Annotated in this window: 21 protein-coding genes; 13 read left to right on the top strand and 8 right to left on the bottom strand. The window is 74.2% G+C overall.

All coding sequences use genetic code 11. The features are described 5' to 3' along the window. Positions 1–74: 74 nt before the first annotated feature. From ACFO4E_RS14250 to ACFO4E_RS14240, 3 genes are read left to right on the top strand one after another with little or no spacing between them, the layout of a single operon-like run. Positions 75–473 (top strand): ArsR/SmtB family transcription factor, encoded by a 399-nt coding sequence (locus tag ACFO4E_RS14250; RefSeq protein WP_378574719.1) that lies wholly within the window; start codon positions 75–77, stop codon positions 471–473. Continuing rightward, on the top strand, positions 470–1,558 hold the full coding sequence (arsB, locus tag ACFO4E_RS14245) for an ACR3 family arsenite efflux transporter (protein ID WP_378574717.1): 1,089 nt from the start codon (positions 470–472) through the stop codon (positions 1,556–1,558). Before ACFO4E_RS14250 ends, arsB begins: the two co-directional genes overlap by 4 nt. Next, positions 1,548–1,961 (top strand): arsenate reductase ArsC, encoded by a 414-nt coding sequence (locus ACFO4E_RS14240; RefSeq protein ID WP_378574716.1) that lies wholly within the window; start codon positions 1,548–1,550, stop codon positions 1,959–1,961. Before arsB ends, ACFO4E_RS14240 begins: the two co-directional genes overlap by 11 nt. A 33-nt stretch (positions 1,962–1,994) precedes the next feature. Here the strand turns inward: ACFO4E_RS14240 and ACFO4E_RS14235 are convergent, their stop codons facing one another. Beyond that, the gene (locus ACFO4E_RS14235; RefSeq protein WP_378574714.1) at positions 1,995–2,450 is read right to left on the bottom strand and encodes a nitroreductase family deazaflavin-dependent oxidoreductase; all 456 of its coding nucleotides are present in this window, start codon (positions 2,448–2,450) and stop codon (positions 1,995–1,997) included. A gap of 65 nt (positions 2,451–2,515) precedes the next feature. Continuing rightward, on the bottom strand, positions 2,516–3,157 hold the full coding sequence (locus ACFO4E_RS14230; protein WP_378574712.1) for a hemerythrin domain-containing protein: 642 nt from the start codon (positions 3,155–3,157) through the stop codon (positions 2,516–2,518). A gap of 181 nt (positions 3,158–3,338) precedes the next feature. On the opposite strand from ACFO4E_RS14230, the gene ACFO4E_RS14225 reads away from it, so the two are divergent. Next, entirely contained in the window at positions 3,339–3,821 is a 483-nt protein-coding gene (locus ACFO4E_RS14225) for a MarR family winged helix-turn-helix transcriptional regulator (RefSeq protein ID WP_378574710.1), read from the top strand. 332 nt (positions 3,822–4,153) lie between these two features. Next, positions 4,154–4,816 carry an HNH endonuclease family protein gene (locus ACFO4E_RS14220; protein ID WP_378574708.1) on the top strand — a complete coding sequence of 221 codons (663 nt, stop codon included), beginning with the start codon at positions 4,154–4,156 and terminating at the stop codon, positions 4,814–4,816. A gap of 200 nt (positions 4,817–5,016) precedes the next feature. Here ACFO4E_RS14220 and ACFO4E_RS14215 read toward each other — a convergent pair whose 3' ends face one another. Continuing rightward, a complete protein-coding gene (locus ACFO4E_RS14215) occupies positions 5,017–5,718 on the bottom strand; it encodes a lytic polysaccharide monooxygenase auxiliary activity family 9 protein (protein WP_378574707.1) in 702 nt (233 codons plus the stop codon). 430 nt (positions 5,719–6,148) lie between these two features. Here ACFO4E_RS14215 and ACFO4E_RS14210 point away from each other — a divergent pair, with 430 nt between their 5' ends. The 3 genes from ACFO4E_RS14210 (at position 6,149) to ACFO4E_RS14200 (ending at position 7,566) form a co-directional block, all read left to right on the top strand. Beyond that, positions 6,149–6,352, top strand: coding sequence for a cold-shock protein (locus tag ACFO4E_RS14210; protein WP_378574705.1), 204 nt, complete (start codon positions 6,149–6,151; stop codon positions 6,350–6,352). A gap of 124 nt (positions 6,353–6,476) precedes the next feature. Next, the gene (locus ACFO4E_RS14205) at positions 6,477–7,025 is read left to right on the top strand and encodes a GNAT family N-acetyltransferase (RefSeq protein ID WP_378574704.1); all 549 of its coding nucleotides are present in this window, start codon (positions 6,477–6,479) and stop codon (positions 7,023–7,025) included. Between the two features lie 115 nt (positions 7,026–7,140). Next, positions 7,141–7,566 carry an ACT domain-containing protein gene (locus tag ACFO4E_RS14200; protein WP_378574702.1) on the top strand — a complete coding sequence of 142 codons (426 nt, stop codon included), beginning with the start codon at positions 7,141–7,143 and terminating at the stop codon, positions 7,564–7,566. A 22-nt stretch (positions 7,567–7,588) separates the two neighbouring features. Here the strand turns inward: ACFO4E_RS14200 and ACFO4E_RS14195 are convergent, their stop codons facing one another. The 4 genes from ACFO4E_RS14195 to erm form a co-directional block, all read right to left on the bottom strand. Further along, a complete protein-coding gene (locus ACFO4E_RS14195; protein WP_378574700.1) occupies positions 7,589–8,440 on the bottom strand; it encodes an SAM-dependent methyltransferase in 852 nt (283 codons plus the stop codon). A gap of 84 nt (positions 8,441–8,524) precedes the next feature. Continuing rightward, on the bottom strand, positions 8,525–9,349 hold the full coding sequence (locus ACFO4E_RS14190) for an SWIM zinc finger family protein (RefSeq protein WP_378574698.1): 825 nt from the start codon (positions 9,347–9,349) through the stop codon (positions 8,525–8,527). Then, positions 9,346–12,495, bottom strand: a complete 3,150-nt coding sequence (locus ACFO4E_RS14185) for a DEAD/DEAH box helicase (RefSeq protein ID WP_378574696.1) — start codon at positions 12,493–12,495, stop codon at positions 9,346–9,348. Before ACFO4E_RS14185 ends, ACFO4E_RS14190 begins: the two co-directional genes overlap by 4 nt. 379 nt (positions 12,496–12,874) lie before the next feature. Further along, positions 12,875–13,765, bottom strand: a complete 891-nt coding sequence (erm, locus tag ACFO4E_RS14180) for an ErmE/ErmH/ErmO/ErmR family 23S rRNA (adenine(2058)-N(6))-methyltransferase (protein WP_378574694.1) — start codon at positions 13,763–13,765, stop codon at positions 12,875–12,877. Positions 13,766–14,521: 756 nt separating this feature from the next. On the opposite strand from erm, the gene ACFO4E_RS14175 reads away from it, so the two are divergent. Beyond that, positions 14,522–15,337, top strand: coding sequence for a methyltransferase domain-containing protein (locus tag ACFO4E_RS14175; RefSeq protein ID WP_378574692.1), 816 nt, complete (start codon positions 14,522–14,524; stop codon positions 15,335–15,337). Between the two features lie 195 nt (positions 15,338–15,532). Here the strand turns inward: ACFO4E_RS14175 and ACFO4E_RS14170 are convergent, their stop codons facing one another. Then, positions 15,533–16,318: a nucleotidyltransferase domain-containing protein gene (locus ACFO4E_RS14170; protein WP_378574690.1), complete on the bottom strand. Its 786-nt coding sequence runs from the start codon at positions 16,316–16,318 to the stop codon at positions 15,533–15,535. 30 nt (positions 16,319–16,348) lie between these two features. On the opposite strand from ACFO4E_RS14170, the gene ACFO4E_RS14165 reads away from it, so the two are divergent. The 4 genes from ACFO4E_RS14165 to ACFO4E_RS14150 all read left to right on the top strand — a co-directional run bounded on the left by ACFO4E_RS14165 (position 16,349) and on the right by ACFO4E_RS14150 (position 21,303). Beyond that, positions 16,349–17,116 (top strand): HipA family kinase, encoded by a 768-nt coding sequence (locus ACFO4E_RS14165; RefSeq protein ID WP_378574688.1) that lies wholly within the window; start codon positions 16,349–16,351, stop codon positions 17,114–17,116. Next, a complete protein-coding gene (locus tag ACFO4E_RS14160; protein WP_378574686.1) occupies positions 17,113–17,493 on the top strand; it encodes a DUF3037 domain-containing protein in 381 nt (126 codons plus the stop codon). The genes ACFO4E_RS14165 and ACFO4E_RS14160 overlap by 4 nt, the downstream gene beginning before the upstream one ends. Before the next feature lie 314 nt (positions 17,494–17,807). After that, positions 17,808–19,091: a multidrug effflux MFS transporter gene (locus ACFO4E_RS14155; protein WP_378574684.1), complete on the top strand. Its 1,284-nt coding sequence runs from the start codon at positions 17,808–17,810 to the stop codon at positions 19,089–19,091. A 322-nt stretch (positions 19,092–19,413) separates the two neighbouring features. Next, positions 19,414–21,303, top strand: a complete 1,890-nt coding sequence (locus ACFO4E_RS14150; RefSeq protein ID WP_378574682.1) for an AMP-dependent synthetase/ligase — start codon at positions 19,414–19,416, stop codon at positions 21,301–21,303. Positions 21,304–21,356: the final 53 nt, after the last annotated feature.

Below are 21,356 nucleotides of genomic sequence, written 5' to 3'. Positions count from 1 at the left end.
TTCCTCCAGGGTCATGTATCGACGGGCGTCGATACAGCGTTGCGTCCTGGATCGAAGTTTGTCAACATAGACGCATGTCGAAACAAGAGATCGGGATGCCCGCCCCCGCCGGCACGGTGCAGGACTGCTGCCCGGGTCTGCTGACGGCTCCACTGGACGAGGACCAGGCCCATGACCTGGCGCGGGTGTTCAAAGCCCTGGGCGACCCGGTGCGGCTGCGGCTGCTGTCGATGATCGCCTCGCGGGCCGGGGGCGAGGTGTGCGTGTGCGACCTGACGCCCGCCTTCGACCTGTCGCAGCCGACGATCTCCCACCACCTCAAGCTGCTGCGCGATGCCGGGCTCATCGCCTCCCAACGGCGGGGGACCTGGGTGTACTACCGGCTGCTGCCCGCCATGACCGACCGGCTGGCCGCGATCCTGACCCGCCCCGCCGGCGCACCCGTGCCCCGGGCCCCTGAGACGGCGCGGTGACCGCCCCCGCCACGGCCGCGGCGGCCCCGGCAGGAGCCGGGGGCCGGCTGCCGGTCCTGGACCGCTACCTGACGGTGTGGATCCTCGCGGCGATGGGCCTCGGCCTTGCCCTGGGCCGGCTCGTGCCGGGCCTGGGCGCGGCCCTGGGGCAGGCCGGTGTCGCCGGCGTCTCGCTGCCGATCGCGCTGGGGCTGCTGGTGATGATGTACCCGGCGCTGGCGAAGGTCCGCTATGACCGGCTCGGCGCGGTCACCGGGGACCGCCGGCTGCTATGGGCGTCGCTCGCGGTGAACTGGCTGGCGGGCCCGGCGGTGATGTTCGCCCTGGCCTGGCTGTTCCTGCCCGACCTGCCGGAGTACCGGACGGGGCTGATCATCGTCGGCTTGGCCCGGTGTATCGCGATGGTCGTCATCTGGAACGACCTGGCGTGCGGCGACCGGGAGGCCGCCGCCGTCCTGGTGGCGCTCAACTCCCTGTTCCAAGTAGTGGCCTTCGGCCTGCTGGGCTGGTTCTACCTCTCGGTGCTGCCCGGGTGGCTGGGGCTGGAACAGGCCGCGCTGGACGTGTCGGCCGTCGAGATCACCGGCTCCGTGCTCGTCTTCCTCGGCATCCCGCTGCTGGCCGGATACCTCACGCGGCGCCTGGGGGAGAGGGCCCGCGGCCGCGACTGGTACGAGACACGCCTGCTCGCGCGGCTGGGGCCGCTGGCCCTTTACGGGCTGCTGTTCACCATCGTGGTGCTCTTCGCCCTCCAGGGCGAGGCGATCACCTCCCGGCCGCTGGACGTGGCCCGCATCGCACTGCCGCTCCTGGCCTACTTCGTCCTGATGTGGGCCGGCTCCCTCGTCCTGGGCCGCGCGCTGGGGATGGGCTACCCGCGCGCGGTGACCCTGGCCTTCACCGCGGCCGGCAACAACTTCGAGCTGGCCATCGCCGTCGCCATCGCCTCCTTCGGCGCCGCCTCTGGCCAAGCCCTGGCCGGCGTCGTCGGCCCGCTGATCGAGGTGCCGGTCCTCATCGGCCTGGTGCACGTCGCCCTGGCCGCCCGCCGCTTCTTCCCACAGAGAGAAACCGATGATGTCTGATACGCCGTCCGTCCTGTTCGTGTGCGTGCACAACGCGGGCCGCTCGCAGATGGCCGCCGCGTTCCTGCGCCACCTCGCCGCGGACCGGATCGAGGTGCGCTCGGCCGGATCCGCGCCCGCCTCCGACGTCAACCCCGCGGTGGTGGAGGCGATGGCCGAGATCGGCATCGATCTCACCGGCGCCACGCCGAAGGTCCTCACCGCGGACGCCGTCCGGGACTCCGATGTGGTCATCACGATGGGGTGCGGGGACGCCTGCCCGATCTTCCCCGGCAAGCGCTACCTCGATTGGGACCTGCCCGACCCGGCGGGCAAGGGGGTGGCGGCCGTGCGCCCGATCCGCGATGAGATCCGCCGCCGGATCACCGGACTGGCGGCGGAACTCCTGCCCGCAACGGGCTGAGGCCACCGCGTCCGACCGTCCGCCCGGGCGTCGTCAGCCGGCGCGTTCGAGGAGGACGACCGGGATCGTGCGCTCGGTGGAGCGCCGGTATTCGGCGAATGCGGGGTCCTCGGCCTCGATCCGCGCCCAGAGGCGGTCGCGTTCCGCGCCCCGGGCGGGGATCGCGGTCGCGGGGAAGGCGTCGGCCCCGACCTCGACGGTGACCTTCGGGTTCGCGAGGACATTGCGGTACCAGAGGGGATCGTCGGCGGCACCCGCGTTGGTCGCGAAGACCACGACGCGGTCGCCGTCGGACATGTAGCGCAGGGGGTTGACGCGAAGCCGCCCGCTCTTGGCGCCGGTGTGGGTCAGGAGCAGGAGGGGGGCGCCGTCGAACATCCCGCCGACGCGGCCGCCGTTGGCCCGGAACTCCTCGATGACGGGGACGTTGAAGGGGGACGCGGTGGGCCCGGCGGCCTCCGGTGCGTCGCCGGTCGTGTCGTTGCTCATGGTGCCGGATCCTCTTCGGGGGTAGGCGCGGTCGGGACGTGCGGCGCGGGGATGCCGGGGGTGGTTCACGGCCGGAGGGCGCCGGGGCCGGGGCCGGGCAGGGTGAGCAGCGGTGAGTCCAGCGCCGGGGAGATCTGCTCCTCCTCGTAGGCGAAGTGGGCCTCCAGTTCGGCGGAGAGCCGCTCCAGCTCGGCGCGGACCGGGCCGGGGTCGTCGCCGGCCCGCAGCCCCGTCACGGTCTCCTCCAGGCCGGCGACGATGGCGGCGACGGCGACGTGCTCGTCGCGCAGCCGCTCCAGCGCGGGCGCGAGGTCGGGGAACCGCGCCTCCAGGATCGGGAACGTGTCGCTCTCCCGGGAATGGTGGTGGTGCATGGACGCGCAGAACGTCAGGCAGTGGGTGCGCAACCGGAGCAGCAGGTCGGGGGCGCGGCCCGCGGCCGTGCCCGGGGCCTGGCCGGACAGCAGCGCGTCGACTTCGGTGCGAACCGCCGCGAGCTCGCCGCGGAGGCCGTCGTGGATGCGCGCCAGCTCCGCGCCCAGGGCGCGGCCGCGCGCGGGGTCGGGGGAGTGCCGACCGGGGGCGGATACAGGGCCGTCCGGCGCGGGGGAGGCGGGCGTCGGGGCGTCGGGGCCGGGGGAGGCGGCGGCGGTCGCGTCGCCTGGGGAGACGGGTGCGCGGCGGGTCGCGCGTCGGTTCGCGTCCATGGGTGTCCTCGGAGTCGTTCGGTGCCGGGTGCGGCGGCCCGGGCGGACGGAGCCGCTCGCGGCGCGGGCCGACGGCCGTGACCGTGCGGCGGCACGCGGATAGCATCGACACACCTCGTGTCTTTGCTTTGCAAGTAAAGATATTTTGTGTTGTTGAGAAAACTACTTTGGAGACAAAGGTATGTCAACGCGTGACGCCCCCGACGCAGGCATGGGCGTCGACGAGAGCATCCGTACGCTGCTGCTCCTCACCCCGCGCATGGTCGGGCGCGCCAAGCGCACCCCGCCCCCAGAGGAGCTGCGCTCACTGAACCTCGCGCCCCGGCACCTCTCCCTCCTCGCCTACCTGCTCTTCGACGGCCCGCTGGGCGTGAGCGAGATCGCCGCGCGCCTGGAGGTGGCCCCGGCCACCGTCAGCCTGATGGTGGCCGAGCTCAGCCGCCAGGGGGTCGTCACCCGCACCGAGGACGACGCCGACCGCCGGCGCACCATCGTCGCCATCGACGAGCGCCGCCGCGCCGCGGTCGACGGCTGGCTGTCCAACGGCGCGCGCGCCTGGCGCGTGGCGCTGGAGCCGCTCACGCCGGCCGAACGCCGCACCTTCGTCACGACGATGGAGGCCTACGAGCGCGAACTCGCCCGAGCGGACGGGGGCGGCGGCTGACCGCGGCACAGGCCGCGGCGGGGCCGCCGCCATGTCCCGTGGTCGTCCGGCCCCGGAGTCTGCGCCGGGCCGGGGCGGGATCGCGGTACCCGCTCCGGCGGCCCGGAACGGCGCCCGGAGCGGGTATTCCATCCCGACGGGAACGGCGGCGGGTGCGCGGCCGAATCCCGGGTCTCCGCTGTCGGCGGCGGGGGCGCCATGCCCCGCTATCGACGGCTCTGCCCCGCCTCCATGCCTGGTCACAGCCGTGAGGACAACGGGGAGCGGTTTCGCTGAGTGCGCGCACGGACACGATCCGGCACGCCGAATCAGCCGAGCCGAATGGAGCACGCGTGAAGCGTCTCTCGACCGTCGCCGCCGCCGGTGCCCTCGCCGCAGCCGTGCTGCTGACCCCCGCCGCAGCGCAGGCCGACACCCTGACCCTCCCCCTGACCGAGGCGGTGGCGGCGCTGCCGGCCGTGACGGAGGACCGCACCGGCTATCAGCGCGACGCCTTCCGGCACTGGGTGGACGCCGACCGCGACGGGTGCAACACCCGCAACGAGGTGCTCATCGAGGAGGCCGTGGTAGCCCCGGTCGTGGACGCCCGCTGCCAGTTGCAGGGAGGGGAGTGGTACTCCTACTACGACGGCGTCACCCACACGGTCGCGCGCGGCCTCGACATCGACCACGTCGTCCCCCTGGCCGAGGCGTGGGACAGCGGAGCATCGGCGTGGGACGACGACCGGCGCCGCGACTACGCCAACGACCTGGGCGACCAGCGCTCCCTGGTCGCGGTGACGGCGTCGGTGAACCGGTCGAAGGCCGACCAGGACCCCGCCGACTGGCTGCCGCCGTCGTCCGAGGTCCACTGCCGCTACATCGGCGAGTGGGTGGCGGTCAAGCTGCGCTGGGGCCTGGCGGCCGACCCCGCCGAGCAGGACGCCCTCACGGCCGTCGCCGCGGCCTGCGACCCCGCTGAAGTCGTGGAGGTCACCGAGGTCCCCGCGGCCTGACCGGTCCCTGATCCCCGGCCGTGGCGATGAACCTCCCGGCCCGTCGCCACGGCCGGCTCCCCCGCTCGGGTCCCCCCGTCCCGCCTCCGGCGGGAGCCCGGCGGTCCGCACACCGGGGCCGTTCCCCGGGCCGCGTCCACGAGAGGAGCGCCCCCCGCGTGCGGGGGGCGCTCCGGGCGTTCACAGGGGAGGGGGAGGGGTCAGGAGAAGTTGACGTCGCTGCATCCGTAGAAGGTCTGGTCGAAATGGCTGGCCTGCCAGACCATGAACACGATGTGCCGGCCGCTGCGTCCCGGCGCGGAGACGTCGATCTCCACCGAGACGCCGTTGAGGCCGGGCTCGGTGCTCGGCGAGCCCGCGCCGGGGGCGACCACGCCGGTCTGGCCGGCGAGTTCGAGGTCGTCCCAGCCCAGCCGCTCGGTGAGCGGGTCGAACCCCTGCTCGGTGACGTAGACGCGGTAGTAGTCGGCGCCGTGCAGCGCCTGGTCGTGCACTGTCACGGTGAAGTCGTTCGCCACGTCGGTGGTCTGCCAGGCGCCGGGGGTGTCCATGGCGTCGTAGCGCCCGGACGCGGTCCGGCCGCCGCTGCAGAGCTGTCCGTCGGGCAGCGCGCCTTCGTGGTCGCCGCCGACCTGCTCGCGGTACAGGCCGTTCCAGTTCCACATGGCCTGGACGTCGGCTTGCCAGGCCTGCCAGCACATGGGGTCCTCGGTGGCCATGTCGGGGTTCTGGAAATCGCCGCCCCAGCGCTGCCAGCAGCCGTAGTTGCGGGAGGGCGGGTCGATGGTGGAGCCGTGGGCGGCGGCGTTGCCCACGAGGAACACCGACAGCAGGATCAGGACGGCCGAACCCACCACGGAGACGCGGCGGAACGGGGAGGAGAGGCTTCGGGCAGAGGACATCGGCACCTCGTCGAGATCAGAGGAGAATGGGGGGTCTCGATCTCGCGGCCTCGTGCCCCGATCGTAGGCCGCCGTCCGCCCACCGGCAAGACAGGTTTCCCTTCCGGGCGGCGGCCGGGGCCGCGCACCCGGTCGCCGGTCGGGGACAACGCGGATCTACGTCGTGAACGCGGGTGTGGGGTCCATGGAGGTGCGTGCGTACACGCCACCCGCACCGACAGTGACGAATGTGACGTGCGGCACACGACCAAGTCCCGTTGCCTGTGCTAACGTCACAGGTGGGTTGCACAGTCTTGATTTCGCCTGATCCCATGTGATCGCCCGCGGAGTTTTTGACCAGCGGGCATTTCTGTTCCAAGAAGGTTCGCAGCACCCCCGGACACCGCAGGGTGTGGGTCCGGAACTGATCTTCGGAATGGGGAGATCGCGCATGGCGCAGGGAACCGTCAAGTGGTTCAACGGCGAAAAGGGCTTCGGCTTCATCCAGCAGGACGCCGGGGGCCCCGACGTTTTCGTGCACTACAGCAACATCAGCGGCTCTGGCTTCCGCAACCTGGAAGAGAACCAGCGCGTTGAGTTCGACATCACGCAGGGCCCGAAGGGCCCGCAGGCCGAGAACGTCCAGGGCCTCTAACCCTGACATTCTGACCTAGCGCGGCGGGGGCCGCCCGGGCGACCGGGCGGCCCCCGCTGTCGTTTCGTGCGTCGTTGCCGAGTCTTGAGGATCGGATCCGCAGATGTTGGTTAGCATGCCGGATATGACCTCGACCCCGGAGTTGCGCACCGACCGGCTCATCATCCGAGACTGGGACATCTCCGACGCTCCGGCCGCCCTCCCGGTGTACGGCGCCGAACAGGTCGCCCGCTGGCTGACCCCCGAGATCCGGGCGGTGCACGACGTCGAGGCGATGCGGTCGGTCCTGCACGCCTGGGTCGAGGCCCAGCCCAACCTGGTCCCGCCCGCCGGCCGCTGGGCCGTGGTCCGCCGCGAGGACGGCCTCCTGGTGGGCGGCCTGTCGCTGCGCCAGCTGCCGCCCTATGAGGAGGACTTCGAGCTGAGCTGGCACCTGCGCCCCGACGCCTGGGGGTACGGCTACGCCACCGAGGCGGGCCGCCGGATCAGCGCGTGGGCGTTCGACCAGGGCATCGAGGAACTCTTCGCGGTGGCGCGGCCGAAGAACACCCGCGCCATCGCCACGGCCCGTCGCATAGGGATGGAGTGGGTCGGCGAGACCGAGAAGTACTACGACAGCCGGCTCCAGGTCTTCCGCATCCGCCCCGCCGACCTCGGCCGCGGCGCGCCCTGACCGCCGGGGGCGGCCGCGCCGGCGCCGACCGGGCGCGCTCGCCGCTTCGCGGCCCGTCCGCCCTCCCGGGCTCCCGCGGCCGGAAGCCGGTCACCCGGCGGGTAGAGTCCGCCCCATGAGCCCCGCCGAACGCGACCTCGACCGCCTGCTGGCCGCACTGGAGCCGCGGCTGCGCCCCGGCGGCTACGTCTTCACCCGCGTGGCGGCGCCGCCCGCCGGGGTGCGCCCGGTGGTCACGGTGGCCGAGGACGAGGCGCTGACAGTGGTCTGCGCCCAGGACGAGGCCGACGCCGCCGGCCTCCCCTACGACTACGTGGCCGCCTGGATCACCCTGCGCGTCCACTCCGCCCTGGACGCCGTGGGGCTCACCCACGCGGTGTCGGGGGCGCTCGCCGAGGCCGGCCTGCCGTGCAACGTGGTGGCCGGCTACCACCACGACCACCTGTTCGTTCCTGCGGCCGAAGGCCCACGTGCGGTCGGGCTGCTGCGCGCCCTGGCGGACCGCGCGGCGGCCGCGGCTCCCGGGGAAGCGGGGCGCTAGCACCGGCGGGGCCGGCGCCGGCTCAGTACACGAAGGCCACGCCCGCGGTCTCCCACACCCGCTGCGCCGGGTCCAGGGGGCGGTCGGCGGGCTGCCGGCCGGGCACGCGCCAGGTGGCGCAGTCGACGGGCCGGGCCCGTCCGCCCCCCGCGTCGGATGCCGGGTCCAGCAGGTCCAGGCCGGAGAACGCCGCACCGGCCTCCTCGGGCGTGCGGACCCGGCCCCACGCGGTTCCCAGCGAGTGGACCTTCCCGGTCAGCCACTCCCGCGTGGCGGGGTCGTCGGAGACCATGTGCGAGTAGATCAGCGCCGACCCGGGAGCCACCCGGCCCAGGAGGTCCCGTAGCAGATCAAAGGGGTCGTGCGCGTCGGGGACGCACTGCAGCAGGGACACCAGCATCAGGCACACGGGTCGGTCGGGGTCGACGATCCGGGTGGCGGCGACGCGGGACATGAGGTCGTCGGTGTCGCGGATGTCGGCGAGCACGACCGCGGTGCCGGGGTTGTCGGCGAGGATCGCCCGGCCGTGGGCCAGGACGATCGGGTCGTTGTCGACGTAGACGGTGCGGGCGTCGGGGCGGACCCTGCGCGCGACCTGGTGGGTGTTCTCGGTGGTCGGCAGCCCCGCGCCGATGTCGAGGAACTGGTCGAGGCCCCGCGCCGCGACGGCCTCGACCGCGCGGGTGAGGAACGCGCGGCTGTCATAGCTGGACCGGAACATCTCCGGGACGCGTTCCAGCAGGGAATCGACCGCGGCCCGGTCGACCTCGAAGTTGTCCTTGCCCTTGAGGATGTAGTCGGACATCCGGGCGACGCTGGGGACGCTCAGGTCGATGTCGGGGGGGAAGCGGCCGGGGGGCTTGCGGTCTGCCATGGAAACGCCCACCTCGCGCGGCATCGATGATCGTGCGGATGCTGCGCATCCTAGCCATCCGAGTCCGGTTCGATGGGTGATTCCTCAATAAAGGCGGTCCGAATAGCCCCTGCGCGCGCCATCCGCGGGGCCGCCGCGCGCCCGCCTCTCGTACAGCGGCGCGAGGTCGCCGACGAGACCTGCGGAGCCCTCCGGCGGGTCCACCGCCGGCACGACCGGTTCCGCACGCGTCACCGGGACGGCCCGGGGCGGCGTGGGGGACGACCAGAACCCCTCGGGGGAGTCCGGCAGAGGCGCGGGTGCGGCGTCCGCGGGCGGCGGGAGGTCGGGGAAGGCGTCGCCGCCGCCCGCGGCGGGGTCCTGCGGCGCGCTCCGGGAGCGGCGGCGCAGCTCGGACAGGAACGCGCCCCGTTCGCGGCCCAGCCAGGCCAGGAGCAGGAACGGGTCGTCGTCGAGGGAGCCGGCGAGCACGTAGAGCGCCGCGGCCACGTGTTTGCAGGGGTGCCCCCAGTCGGGGCACGAGCAGGTGAGCACGGTGTCGCCGAGACCGGCCGGGAACAGCCGCAGGCCCAGGACGTCGAAGACGCGCTCGACCTCGGGCGGCAGTTCGCCGGCGAGCAGGTGCGCGCGGAAGAGCGGCTGGCCGGCCAGCGCGGCGGTGACGGTGGCCCACTGGTCGTCGTCGAGGACGGGCACGATGAGGCTGACCCGGTAGGGGCGGGCACGCGACCCCTGGACCTGGGCGGTGACCTCGCCGGCGCGCACGGTGAGGGCGCGCACGGCACCCTGCCGGGCGTAGCCGCGGCCGCGTTCGAGGCGCCCGGACTCGGTGCCGGACTCCAGGGCCTCGATGAACCGGCGCGACCACCAGGTGCGGCCCTCACGGGGGCCGCCCGCAGCGGGGCTCACCGGGTGACCGCCTCGGGGGCCAGGCGGATGACGTCGCGCAGGTCCTCGGTCGACAGCTCGGTCAGCCAGTCCTCCCCGGTGCCGACGACGCTCTCGGCGAGCGCCTTCTTGCGCTGGATCATGTCGTCCACGCGTTCCTCCAGGGTGCCCACGCAGATGAGTTTGCGGACCTGGACGTCGCGCCGCTGCCCGATGCGGAAGGCGCGGTCGGTGGCCTGGTCCTCGACGGCCGGGTTCCACCACCGGTCGAAGTGGACGACGTGGTTGGCGGCGGTGAGGTTGAGCCCGGTGCCGGCGGCCTTGAGCGAGAGCAGGAACACGGCGGGCTCGGCGGACTCCTGGAAGCGCCGCACCATCTCCTCGCGCCGCGCGCGCGGTGTGCCGCCGTGCAGCCACAGCACCTCGCGGTCCAGCCGCGCGGCCAGGTAGGGCGCGAGCCGGTCGCCCAGGGCGGTGTACTGGGTGAAGCACAGCGCCTTGTCGCCTTCCGCCATGGCCTCCTCCAGCAGGCCCTCGACCCGGTCGAGCTTGCCCGAGCGCCCGGCCAGGGGGGATCCGTCGGCGAGGAACTGGGCGGGGTGGTTGCAGATCTGCTTGAGCCGGGCCATGGTGGCCAGCACCAGCCCCTTGCGCTGGATCCCGTCGGCGTCGTCGATGCGCTCGGTCATGTCGTCGACGGCGGCCTTGTAGAGGGTGGCCTGTTCGGGGGTGAGCGTGCACCAGGTGCGGATCTCGTGCTTCTCGGGCAGGTCGGTGATGATCGAGCGGTCGGTCTTGAGGCGGCGCAGGATGAAGGGGCCCGTGAGCCGCTTGAGCAGGGCCGTGCCGTCCCCGTCCCCGTCCCCGTCGCCGGCGGCGCCGGACGCGCCCGCGGCGCCGGGCGGGGGCTCCGCGCCCCCGGTGCGGCCGTGGACCGAACGCTCGACGCGGTCGGCGATCGCCGCGCGGAAGGCGGCCTGGGACCCGAGCAGCCCCGGATTGGCGAACTCCATGATCGACCAGAGCTCGCCGAGGTTGTTCTCCACCGGGGTGCCGGTGAGGGCGATGCGCGAGGCGGCGGGCAGTTCGCGGACGGCCCGCGCCTGGCGGGTCCCGCTGTTCTTGACGGCCTGGGCCTCGTCGCAGACGACCCGGTGCCAGGGCAGCGCCGCCAGTTCCGCGGAGTCGCGCAGCACCACGCCGTAGGTGGTGATGAGCAGGTCGCTGGCGCCGGCGATGCGGGCGAGGTCGTTGCCGCGCGGGCGCTGGGGGCCGTGGTGGACGTGCACGCGCAGGTCCGGGGCGAAGCGGGCGGTCTCGCGCTGCCAGTTGCCGACGAGGGAGACCGGGCAGACCATCAGCGTGGGGCCGGGGGAGGGCCCGGCACCGCGTTCGTCGGTGAGCAGGGCGAGCAGCTGGACGGTCTTGCCCAGCCCCATGTCGTCGGCGAGGATCGCGCCCAGCCCGAGGCCGCCCAGGAAGCGCAGCCAGGCCGCCCCCCGCTCCTGGTAGGGCCGCAGCGCCCCGGTGAAGTCCCGCGGGGTGGCCATGGGAGCGACCCGGCGCTCGGTATCGCCGTTGAGCAGGGCGCCGAGGGGGCCGTCGGCGTCGATCGCGGTGACGGGCAGCGCGCCGGGGCCGGGGTCCACGATCATGCGCAGGGCCTCGTCGCGGCGCATCGCGCCCCGGCCGCGGCGGCGCAGGAACTCCAGGGCGCTGCGCAGATGGGCCGGGTCGACCTCCACCCAGTGCCCGCGCAGCCGGACCAGTGGCTGTTTGAGGCGGGCGAGCTCGGTGAGCTCGCCGAGGTCGACCGGGGTGTCGCCGAGGACCGCGTCGAGGGAGAAGTCGACGAGGTCCCCGGGGGAGATGCCGCCACCGGCCGCGGCGGGCCGCTCGCGGGCGGTGAGCCGGAGCCCCAAGGACGGGCGCCCGGACCACTCGGGCAGCACGACGGCGAACCCGGCGGCGTCGAGCCGGGGGGCGGTGTCGCGGATGAACACATGGGCGCCGCCGGTGCCCATGGTGATGCCGGAGGGGGCCAGTTCCCGCAGCGCGCCGCGCACGGCCGGGTAGTGGCGGGCGGCACGGTTGAGATCGGCGAGCATGGCGGATTCGACGTCGTCGGGCAGCCACGCGCCGCCGTGGCCCAGCCAGAGGTCGGCCAGGGGGAGTTGGAGGCTGGGGTCGGTGCTGGACTGCACCCAGAACTCCACCCGCCAGGTCTCCGCGGCGGCGCCGGAGCCGGTGCCCGGCGGGGCCTGCGGGTCGGGGCCGGGGGAGCGCTGCGGTTCGATGAGGCGGAACAGGAGCCGGGCCCGGGAGGGCGCGCGTTCGGCGTCGTGGTGCCAGGCGCGCAGCCGGGCGGCCAGGGGGGCGGCCGTGTCGGCGGCGTCGGGCGCGAGGAGGGGATCGGAGGCGGTGAGGGCCGCGGCGAGCGGGGCCAGGCCGCGGGTCGGCGCCGGCCGGGCCCGGGCGACGGCGTCGAGGAGGTCGTTGAGGGCGTGGGCGGCCAGCGCCTGCGGCGGATCGCGGTCGGGGTCGGTGTGGGCGCGGGCGACGGGCGGCAGGGCGGCGGCGAGTTCGGCGGCCTGGGCGGCGTCGGCGCCGGTGAGGACGGGGCGCCAGAGGGCGCGGGGCGGGTGGCCGACGAGGCGGGGGAGCAGCCGCCCGGTCGAGGCGAGGTGCTCGGCGAAGTCGAGGACGGCGGCGAGGTGGCGCAGGCCCGGGCCGGTGGCGGTGTCGCCGGCGGGAGCGGCGCGCAGGGCGGCCAGGAGCGCGGGGGCGTGTTCGGCGGGGACCGCGAGGGCGGGCACGCGCCACGGGAGCAGGGCCGGGGCGGGGACATCGGGGGCGTCGGGCACGGGTCCCAGAGCGGGGGAGGGGAGGGGGTGGGTGGGGGATCCGGGCAGCAGGAGGTCGAGGGCGGTCGCGCGGGTTTTGGCGAGGCGGGCGCCGTGGTCGGCGCCGGTGCCGCCGGGGGCCGCGGCGAGGGTGTCGCGCAGGAGGGCTTCGGGTGCGGCGTAGGGGTGGGGGCGGGGCCGGGCGCGGGCGGCCGTGCGGGCGGGCGCGGTGGAGTCCTCCGCCCACAGCAGGAGTTCGCCGCCGGCGGGCGACGTCCGCCAGGCTCCGTGGACGACGAGCACCCGCGCCCCTTTCGGTGTCATGGTGTCCCCGGTGCGTGGCGCACCGGGAGGTGGACGGCTCCGGCCGTGTCCGCGGCCGTCCGGCCGGCGTGCCGCGGGCCGGTGCCCCGGCCCGCGCCCGGCGGCCCGCGCGCCGGGCCGAGCCCCGCCCGAAGGCGAGGCTAGCCCATGGGCGCGCAAGTGATCGCACGTGCCGACACGTGGTGGACACCGCGCCCCGGCCGCCCCGGGCGGCCGGGGCGGGGGCTCGTGCCCGGTGGGCGGCCCGCGGGGGCTAACGGCCCGTGGCGGTGCTCCGGGGGTGCGGGCCGGGCCCGGAGCACCGCCCACCGGTGGCCGATCGCCCACAGGGCCGGCGCCGGCCGTCGTGACGACCGGCGCCGGAGCGCGTGCCGCGGGGTCATCCGCCGTGGCGGGTGCCGGGGCGCCGGGCGGTGTCCAGGAGGTGGGCGGCCAGGGTGATCCACTGGTCCGGCGCGACGAAGGCGACCACCGTGGTGCGGCCGATCCCGGCGGCGGCCAGGGCGGCGTCGACGCGGTGGGCGGCGTGCGCCGTTCGCAGGGAGGCCCGCAGGGAGCCGCCCGTGCCGGTGAAGCCGAGGTCGACCAGGCGCCGGTAGGCGCCGCGCAGGTGCGCCGGCAGCAGCGGACGCGCCCGCCGGCGCAGGAGCAGGACGGCGGAGTCCACACGGGGCACGGGGTGGAAGCGGTCGCGCGGGATCCGCCGTCCCATTTCCCAGGAGAAGTCGGGCCAGGTGCGGACGGTGAGCCGGCTCCAGCGGCCGTAGCCACCGGTCCGTTTGCGCGCGTATTCGAGCTGGGTGACCAGGGTGGCCGAGGTCAGGCCGCGGGCGGCGAGGCACCAGTCGACGATGTCGGCCGTGATGGAGTAGGGGATGTTGCCGACTGCGGCGAAGGAGTCACCGGGGGGTGCGGCGGTGCGGATGTCGGCGTGTTCGACGGTGACCCCGCGTCCGGCGAAGCGCCGGGAGAGGCCCGCGGCGAGGGCGGGGTCGACCTCGTAGGCGATGAGCCGGCGGCAGGCGGAGGCGAGGAACCGGGTGAGCATGCCCTCGCCGGCGCCGATCTCGACCACGAGATCGCCGGGGCCGACCCCGGCGGTGCGCACCAGTGCGCGGGCGAGCCCGGTGTCGGTGAGGAAGTTCTGCGAGAGGGTGCGGCGCCGGCCGCGGTCGCCGCCGTTGCGGCGGGGGCCGGCCGCGGTGCGGCGCGCGGAGGCGCCGCCGCGGGGCGGGGTGGGCTGGGGGCGGTCGCGTCGTGCGGATCCCATGGGCACGTCCGTTCCTGCCGCTGTGGGGCGGCGGACGGGGACGGGCGGCGCGGGAGCGGCCGAGCTGCGGCCATGGGCATGCGAAAGCGATCCGGGCCGCCCGTCCGATGTTCGGTGGACATGGCTGGGCCCTGGACCGGTGTGGGGCCGCCGCGCGGGGCGGCGGCGGAAGCGAGCGAGCGAGCGCCGGGTATGCGTCGGAACCCCGGCGCCGCACGGCGCACGGGTGGTCGGACGGCACGGTGGTGCCGCCGCGGTGCGGCCGGTGATCGGGCGATCAGGCCGCGACGCGGGTCAGATGCGGGCTCGGGTCGACCGGTCCAGGACGTCGGTCCGGAGGCGCGGACGGCGCACGAGAGCCGCCCCCCACCGGGCCGAACCCCGGCGGTCGGTCAGAGCACAGATGCCACACATGAGGCGCAAGCTACCCCACGGCCGAAGGCGCGCGCCACGGGTTTTTCCGCGGGTGCGCAGCGGGCGGCGCCCGCGCGCCCCGGGCCCCCCTCCGGCGCCGAGACGGCGGATGCGCGGGTTTTCCACGATGAACGGGTACGCCCCAAGGGATTTCGATAAAGTGTTCTTGGGATGCGATTTCTGTTGAATTCCGAACGTTCCCCTGCGATCGGAATTCGCCGATCCGTCCGAATGGGTGGAGATATCACGGTCCGCGTTTCGCGCGGCCGGTGGCTCCTCCAAGCTTCCTTCCGCCCCCTCTCCGCCGTGCACCGCGCCCGGCGAAGGAAATCGAGGTGCCTTATGGAACTCCACGACGACCGGCCGGTTCCGGGTGGGGTCGCCCGTTTCTACGACACGCTCGGACCGCTGTTGAGCCGCGCGTGGGACGACAATTTCCATTTCGGCTACTGGGACACCCCCGACGACCCCCGGTCGGTCGAGAGCGCCACCGACCGGTTCACCGACGTCCTCATCGGGCGGCTCGGTGTCGACGTCGGGCACCGGGTGCTCGATGTGGGGTGCGGAATCGGCAAGCCGGCGCTGCGGGTGGCCCGGGCCACCGGTGCCGGTGTGCTGGGGATCTCGGTCAACGAGGGGCAGGTCGACGACGCCAACCGGCGTGCCCGGGCCGAGGGGCTGGACCGCCTGGTCTCCTTCGAGTGCGCCGACGCGATGCGCATGCCCTACGACGACGCCTCGTTCGACGCGGTCCTGGCGCTGGAGTCGATCCTGCACATGGACCGCGGCGTCGCCCTGCGGGAGATGGCGCGGGTGCTCCGGCGCGGGGGGCGGCTCGTCCTGACCGACGTGCTGGTGCCCGAGGGCGCGGGAGACGCGGACCTGCTGCGCAGGTCCGAGGAGGTCCTCAACGGGGGAGGGGCCACGCTCGACGACTACCTGCGCCTGACCCGCGAGGCCGGGCTCGACGTGGTCGAGCTGGTGGACGTCTCGCAGCACACCAGCCCGACCGTGCCCCGCATGGCCGAGCGGTTCCGGCGGAGCGGGCTGGTGGCGGATCCCGCCACCGACGCCGGCCGCATCGTCGCCGTCACCGAAGAGCTGCCCGAGGTGGGCTGCCTGATCCTCGTCGCCCGGCACGCCGCTCAGACCCGCTGAGGTACCGCGCCGATCGCACATTAAGAAATCTACGACGTACAGGCGTCGGTTGCGGTTCCACCGCACTTCGAACACACGAGAAAACCGGATCGAGCGGCTGCGCCGCCCTCATCGTCAAGGCGAGGCTTTCCCGGGCATGGCTTCCCCGGGAAACCCCTCCTTGCGAGGGCGGCGCAGCCCCGTGTACACGACGGGTCAGAAGGCGGCCTTGTCCTCCGTGGCCGCGGCGACCGCGCCGCCGAGGAGGACCGCCGCGGCATCGGTCGCCGCCATCAGGGTCGCCGCTTCGGTGTCGAGTCCCGCCAGGATGGTGTCGATCCCGCGCACGCCGGCGGTGTCGAGGAGCCGCTTCTCGTTGGTGACCCAGGTGCCGCGCGCGGCCATCACCGCGTGGGCGGCCTGGGCCGCGGCGACCGCGATCGCTCCGGCGGTGTCGGCCAGGTGCCCCCGCTGGGCGTGGGCGGTGCGGGCGTAGTCGAGCGTCAGGCGGGCATCGCCCCACCACCGGGCGGGGGCGGAGGTGCGCAGCGCCTCGGGGTAGCCGGGCCGCGGCAGCTCCCCGTGCAGGACCTCGTTCACCGCGAGTTCGGCGACCACGATGTAGGTCGGGACGCCCGCGAGGTGGAAGGCGAGGCGTTCGACGTCGAAGCGCCCCCGCTGTGCTTCTGCGAGGCGGAACTCGACGTCGTCGAGGTCGCGGTAGTGGACGTCGACCCGGCGGCCGTCGGCCTGGAGCCGGGCCCCGCCGTTGAACACGCCGCCGCCCCAGCCGCCGATGTCGGAGACCTCTCCCTCCCAGCCCAGGTGGCGGAGCTGTCCGGGGTCGAACCGGTGCCGGTAGTAGACGGCTAGATCCCAGTCGCTGTCGGAGGTGTGGGTGCCGGTGGCGCGGGATCCGCCGAGTGCCACGGCGTGGACCCCTTTGAGGTGGGCGAGGGTGTCGGTCACATGGGCGCTGAACGCCTCGTCGCTGAGCGGCATGATGGCACGGTAGCGGAGGGGTTCGGCCGTATGCTGTGCGGCGTGCTGCGAGAGATAACGGCGACCCGGTACGTGCTGCCGCTGCGTGAGGGCGGTTCGCTTCCGGGTCTGGTCGAGGCGGACGACCTCGGCATGTACGTGGTGAAGTTCATCGGTGCGGGGCAGGGGCGCAAGACCCTGATCGCCGAGGTGATATCGGGGGAGTTGGGGCGGCGGCTGGGCCTGCCGGTGCCGGAGCTGACGCTGGTGTGGTTCGACGCGGTGATCGCGCGGGGCGAGCCTGATCCGGAGGTCCAGGAGCTGCTGAAGGCCAGCGGCGGGCTGAACCTGGGGATGGACTACCTGCCGGGGGCGCTGGCGTTCGACCCGCTGGTGTACGAGGTGGACGCCGAGATGGCGGGGCGGGTGATGTGGTTCGACGCGTTCGTGGGCAACGTGGACCGGACGTGGCGCAACCCGAACATGCTGGTGTGGCATGGGCGGCCGTACCTGATCGACCACGGGGCGACGCTGATCTTCCACCACAACTGGTCCGGAGCGGGGCCGGCGGCGGCGCGGCGCTACGACGCCTCGGAGCACGTGCTGGTCGGGGCGCGGCCGGACGTGGCGGGGGCGGATTCGGAGTTCGCGGAGCTGGTGACGGCGGAGCTGTTGTGGGAGGTCGTAGGGCTCGTGCCGGATGCGTGGCTGGCGGACGAGCCGGGGTTCGGGTCGGTCGATGAGGTGCGCGAGGCCTATGTGGGGCACCTGCTGACGCGTGCCGGTACCCGCGGGTGGCTGCCGGAGGTGCCGCGGTGAAGCGTGACGTGTTCGAGTACGCGCTGGTGCGCGTCGTGCCGCGGTTGGAGCGCGGGGAGCAGGTGAACGCGGGGGTGATCGTGTACTGCAAGGCGCGGTCGTTCCTGGCGGCGCGCTGCGCGGTGGATGAGGCCCGGTTGCGGGCGCTGGACGCATCGGTGGACGTGGCGGGCGTGGCGCTGGCGTTGGAGGCGGTGGAGCGGGTGTGCCGGGGCGGCCCGGGGGCGGGCGCGGCCGGTCGTGAGGACGCGGGTCGGCGGTTCCGCTGGTTGACGGCGCCGCGGAGCACGATCGTGCAGCCGGGGCCGATCCACACGGGGCTGACGGTGGACCCGGAGGGGGATCTGGAGCGGCTGGCGGAGTCGTTGGTGGGGTGAGCGCGGCCGGCCCTGGTGGCCGGGTGCGGTGTGCTGCGGCGGGGTACCGGGGGTGCCCCGCCGTTGTGGTGCCGGGGGTCGGGGAGCCCGGTGGGGGGTGGTTGCGCGTGGTGCGGGGGCGTTGACGGGGTGTGGCGGGGTGGGTGGTGCGGGGCCGGGTGGGCGGTCCGGGTATTCGGGGGTGTCGCCGCTGGTGGAGGGGTGGGTAACGCAGGTCACGTCCGGGTAGTGGGCATCGGCGGATGTAGCGGTGGTGGGCGGGTGTTGGCATTGATCGGTGGCCCGGTGCCGCCGATCCCCCGACGCCGACGTGGATGGGAGTCTTTCGCGTGTCTTTGGCCCGTTCGTCCTCTGCGGAGGCGGTGACCGCTCCGGCGGAGCCGCGGTCGCGCCGCTCGGTGGCGTTGTTGGTGATGGTGTTGGGGACGCTGACGGCGATGGGGCCGTTGGCGACCGATCTGTATCTGCCGGCGTTCCCGGCGATCGCGGAGGATCTGGGGTCGTCGCAGGCGCGGATCCAGTTGACGCTGACGGCGATCATGCTGGGCATGGCGTTGGGGCAGCTGGTGATCGGGCCGATGAGCGACGCGTGGGGGCGTCGGGTGCCGCTGCTGGTGGGTGCGGCGCTGTTCACGGTGGCGTCGTTCCTGTGTGCGCTGGTTCCGTCGGCGGGGGTGTTCGTCGCGCTGCGGTTCGTGCAGGGGGTGGCCGGTGCGGCGGGGGCCGTGATCTCCCGGGCGGTGGTGCGCGACCTGTTCGAGGGCGATGACGCGGCGCGGTTCTTTTCCCGGCTGATGCTGGTGATGGGGCTGGCTCCGTTGCTGGGGCCGGTCTTGGGCGGGCAGTTGCTGCTGCTGGGGACGTGGCGGCTGCTGTTCGCGGTGCTGGGCGTGGTGTCGCTGGTGAGCCTGGCGGTGGTGTTCTTCTGGCTGCCGGAGAGCCTGCCGCGTGAGCGGCGCGGGTCGATGAACCTGGCGGGGCTGGTGTCGACGGTGGGGCGCCTGGTGCGCGATGTGCGGTTCGTGGGTCCGGTGCTGGTGCTGGGGTTGAGCTTCGGGATGATGTTCACCTACATCAGCGCGTTCTCGTTCGTGTCGCAGAACGAGTTCGGGGCGAGTGCGCAGCAGTTCAGCATGGTGTTCGCGGTGAACACGCTGGGGATCATGGTGGGCAACCAGGTCAACGGGTTTCTGATCGGCCGGGTGGAGACCGTGCGCCGGCTGGCGGCGGGTCTGGTGGGCGCGCTGACGGCGGTGCTGTCGCTGGGCGTGCTGGCGCTCGCGGGCGTGGGGGGCTTTGCGGGGCTGGTGGCGGTGACCGCGGTGTTCTTCGTGATGATGTTCAGCGTGGGGTTCGTGTTCCCCAACGCGACGACGCTGGCGATCTCCAGTCAGCCTCCGACGGTGGCCGGGACGGCGTCGGCGCTGATGGGGTCGTTGCAGTTCGCGCTGGGCGGCGGGTTGGCGGCGCTGGCGGGGTTGACGGCGTCGGGTGAGGCGAGCCTGGCGAGTATGGCGGTGGTGATGGTGTCGACGGGCGTGGTGGCCGCTGCGGTGTTCGTGGTGGTGGCGCGGAGGTCGGTGCGTCCTGCCGTGTGAGGTCGGATGATCGTGTGATGTGGCCCGGGTGCGTGGTGCGCCCGGGCCGTTGTCGTGGGACGGGTGTGGTGTGCAGGCGGATGGTGACGGTGGGTGATGCCGGGGGCGTGTGCGGTGGGTGAGGGGAGGAGGAGAAAGGCGGTTCCTGTTCAGGTGGGCGTTTTTGCGCTCTTTTCGCGTGTTGTGCGGGTTGCCGCCGGGTGAGGGGAACGTGCACAGTAGGGCACGTCCGTTTGACGTGCGAAATATCGGTGTGGAGGCGAGCGCGGGAATGGGACAGTCTCGGTCGGCCCCGGGGGCACAGGCCCGGGAGATCACGGGGTTGGGTGAGCTCGCTTACCGTAGTGCCGGCGCGGACGCGCGCGCCGACTTCTTCTCGCGGCGGGATACGGAGGGTGACTGGAAGCGGGTCTCCGCCGGGGAGTTCCTCACCGAGATGGGCGCCGTGGCCAAGGGCCTCATCGGCGTGGGCGTGGGCGCGGGCGACCGCGTGGTCCTGGTGTGCGGGAACCGCTACGAGTGGGCGCTGATCGCCTTCGCGGTGTGGGTGGTGCGCGCCGTGCTGGTGCCGGTCGCGCCGACGTGTTCGGCGGAGCGGCTGCGCCACATCCTGCGCGACTGCGGTCCGGCCGCGATCGTCCTGGACGACGGCCGGCACGCCCCGGTGGTGGAGGGGCTCGCCTATGAGCTGACCGATCTGGCGCGCACGTTCCGGTTGGACAGGGAAGGGCTGGAGGCGATCGCGCGGCCGGGCGCCTACATGGACTCCTCGGCGGTGCGGTACCGGCGCGACGAGGCGCGCCGCGACGACCCGGCGTCGATCGTGTACCCGGTGACGGGGCTGGTGCGGGCGCGGGGCGCGGTACTGACGCACGGCAACTACCTGTCGTCGGCGGCGGGGCTGGTGGAGCGGCTGGCTCCGGGCCTGCCCGGGCGCGCTCCCGGGCAGGAGAGCGCGCTGCTGCGGCTGCCGCTGGCGGGGGTGGCCGGGCACGCCGCCCTGGTGGCGTGCGTGCTGGCGGGCGTGCGTGTGGGTGTGGGCCGGCCCGGGGCGGGCTGGGAGGCGGATCTGCGCGTGTTCAAGCCCGCGGTGCTGGTGAGCGGCGCCGAGCTGCTGGGCCAGGTGTACGCGCGGGTGACCGACGGTGCGGGCGGTTCCGGGGATGAGGATCTGACGGCTTTCCGGGCGGCGACGGACCTGGCGGTGGAGTTCGACCGCGCCGAGCGCAAGAGCGCGTGGAAGCGGATGTCGCGGGCGATGTACGAGTGGATGTACGGGCGGGTCCGTGAGGCGCTGGGCGGGCGGGTCCGGCTGGTGGTGTGCGTCGGGGGCGGGCTGGAGGAGCGGCTGGACCGGTTCTACTCGGGGATCGGCATCGCGGTGTTCCAGGCGTTCGGGACGGTGGAGAGCGGCGGGGCGTTCACCGCGAACGCCCCGGGGGAGCGGCGCGCGGGTACGGCCGGGCGGCCGCTGCCCGGGGTGGAGATGCGGCTGGCGCGCGACGGCGAGGTGCACCTGCGGGGCCCGGGGGTGTTCGCGGGCTATTGGGGTGCGCCCGATGCGGGGCGGGCGGCGTTTCGCGACGGGTGGCTGGCCACGGGGTTCGCCGGCGAGATGGACAGCGGGGGGTACCTGACCGTGCGGCGGCGGCTGCGGGCGCAGGCGTCGCTGGCGGCGCCGCCGGAGCAGCCCGCCCGCCGCAGGCCCGTTGCGGGGCCGCCGCCGGCGGTGCCGCCGGTGCCCGCGGCCGGGGCGCGGGGGGAGGCTGCGGCGGGGGCGGTCGCGGCCGGCGCGGCGCCGGAGGCCGACCATGTCGCGGTGCTCGAGCAGCACCTGCGGGCGCACCCGCTGATCAGCCAGGCCATGGTGATCGGGGCGGGCCGGCCCTATGCGAGTGCGCTGGTGACGCTGATCGCCGACCAGCTGGAGTACTGGCGGCTGGTGAACAACCGGCCGCTGTCGCTGTCGCGCGAGGATCTGGCGGCCGATCCCGACCTGCTGCGGGAGATCCAGTCGGGGGTGCGCGCGGCCAACCGGGCGGTGCCCTCGATGTGGGCGGTGCGGGCGTTCCATGTGCTGGCGGAGGAGTTCACGCCGCGCAGCGGACTGGTGCTGGAGGACGGGCGGCTGCGGCGCGACGCGGTGCTGCGGGCGTTCGCCGAGGAGATCGACGGCCTCTACCGCATGCCCGAACCGGGGCCGCGGGAGTAGGGGGTGGCGGGGTGCCCGGGGCGGCGGCCCCGGGCGCGCCGCCGGCGTCTCGG

This window comes from Nocardiopsis mangrovi, from assembly GCF_042653925.1.
Taxonomy (GTDB): Bacteria; Actinomycetota; Actinomycetes; order Streptosporangiales; family Streptosporangiaceae; genus Nocardiopsis_B; species Nocardiopsis_B mangrovi.
Note: the sequence above shows the minus strand (reverse complement) of the source record. Positions and strands in the feature narration are given on the sequence as shown.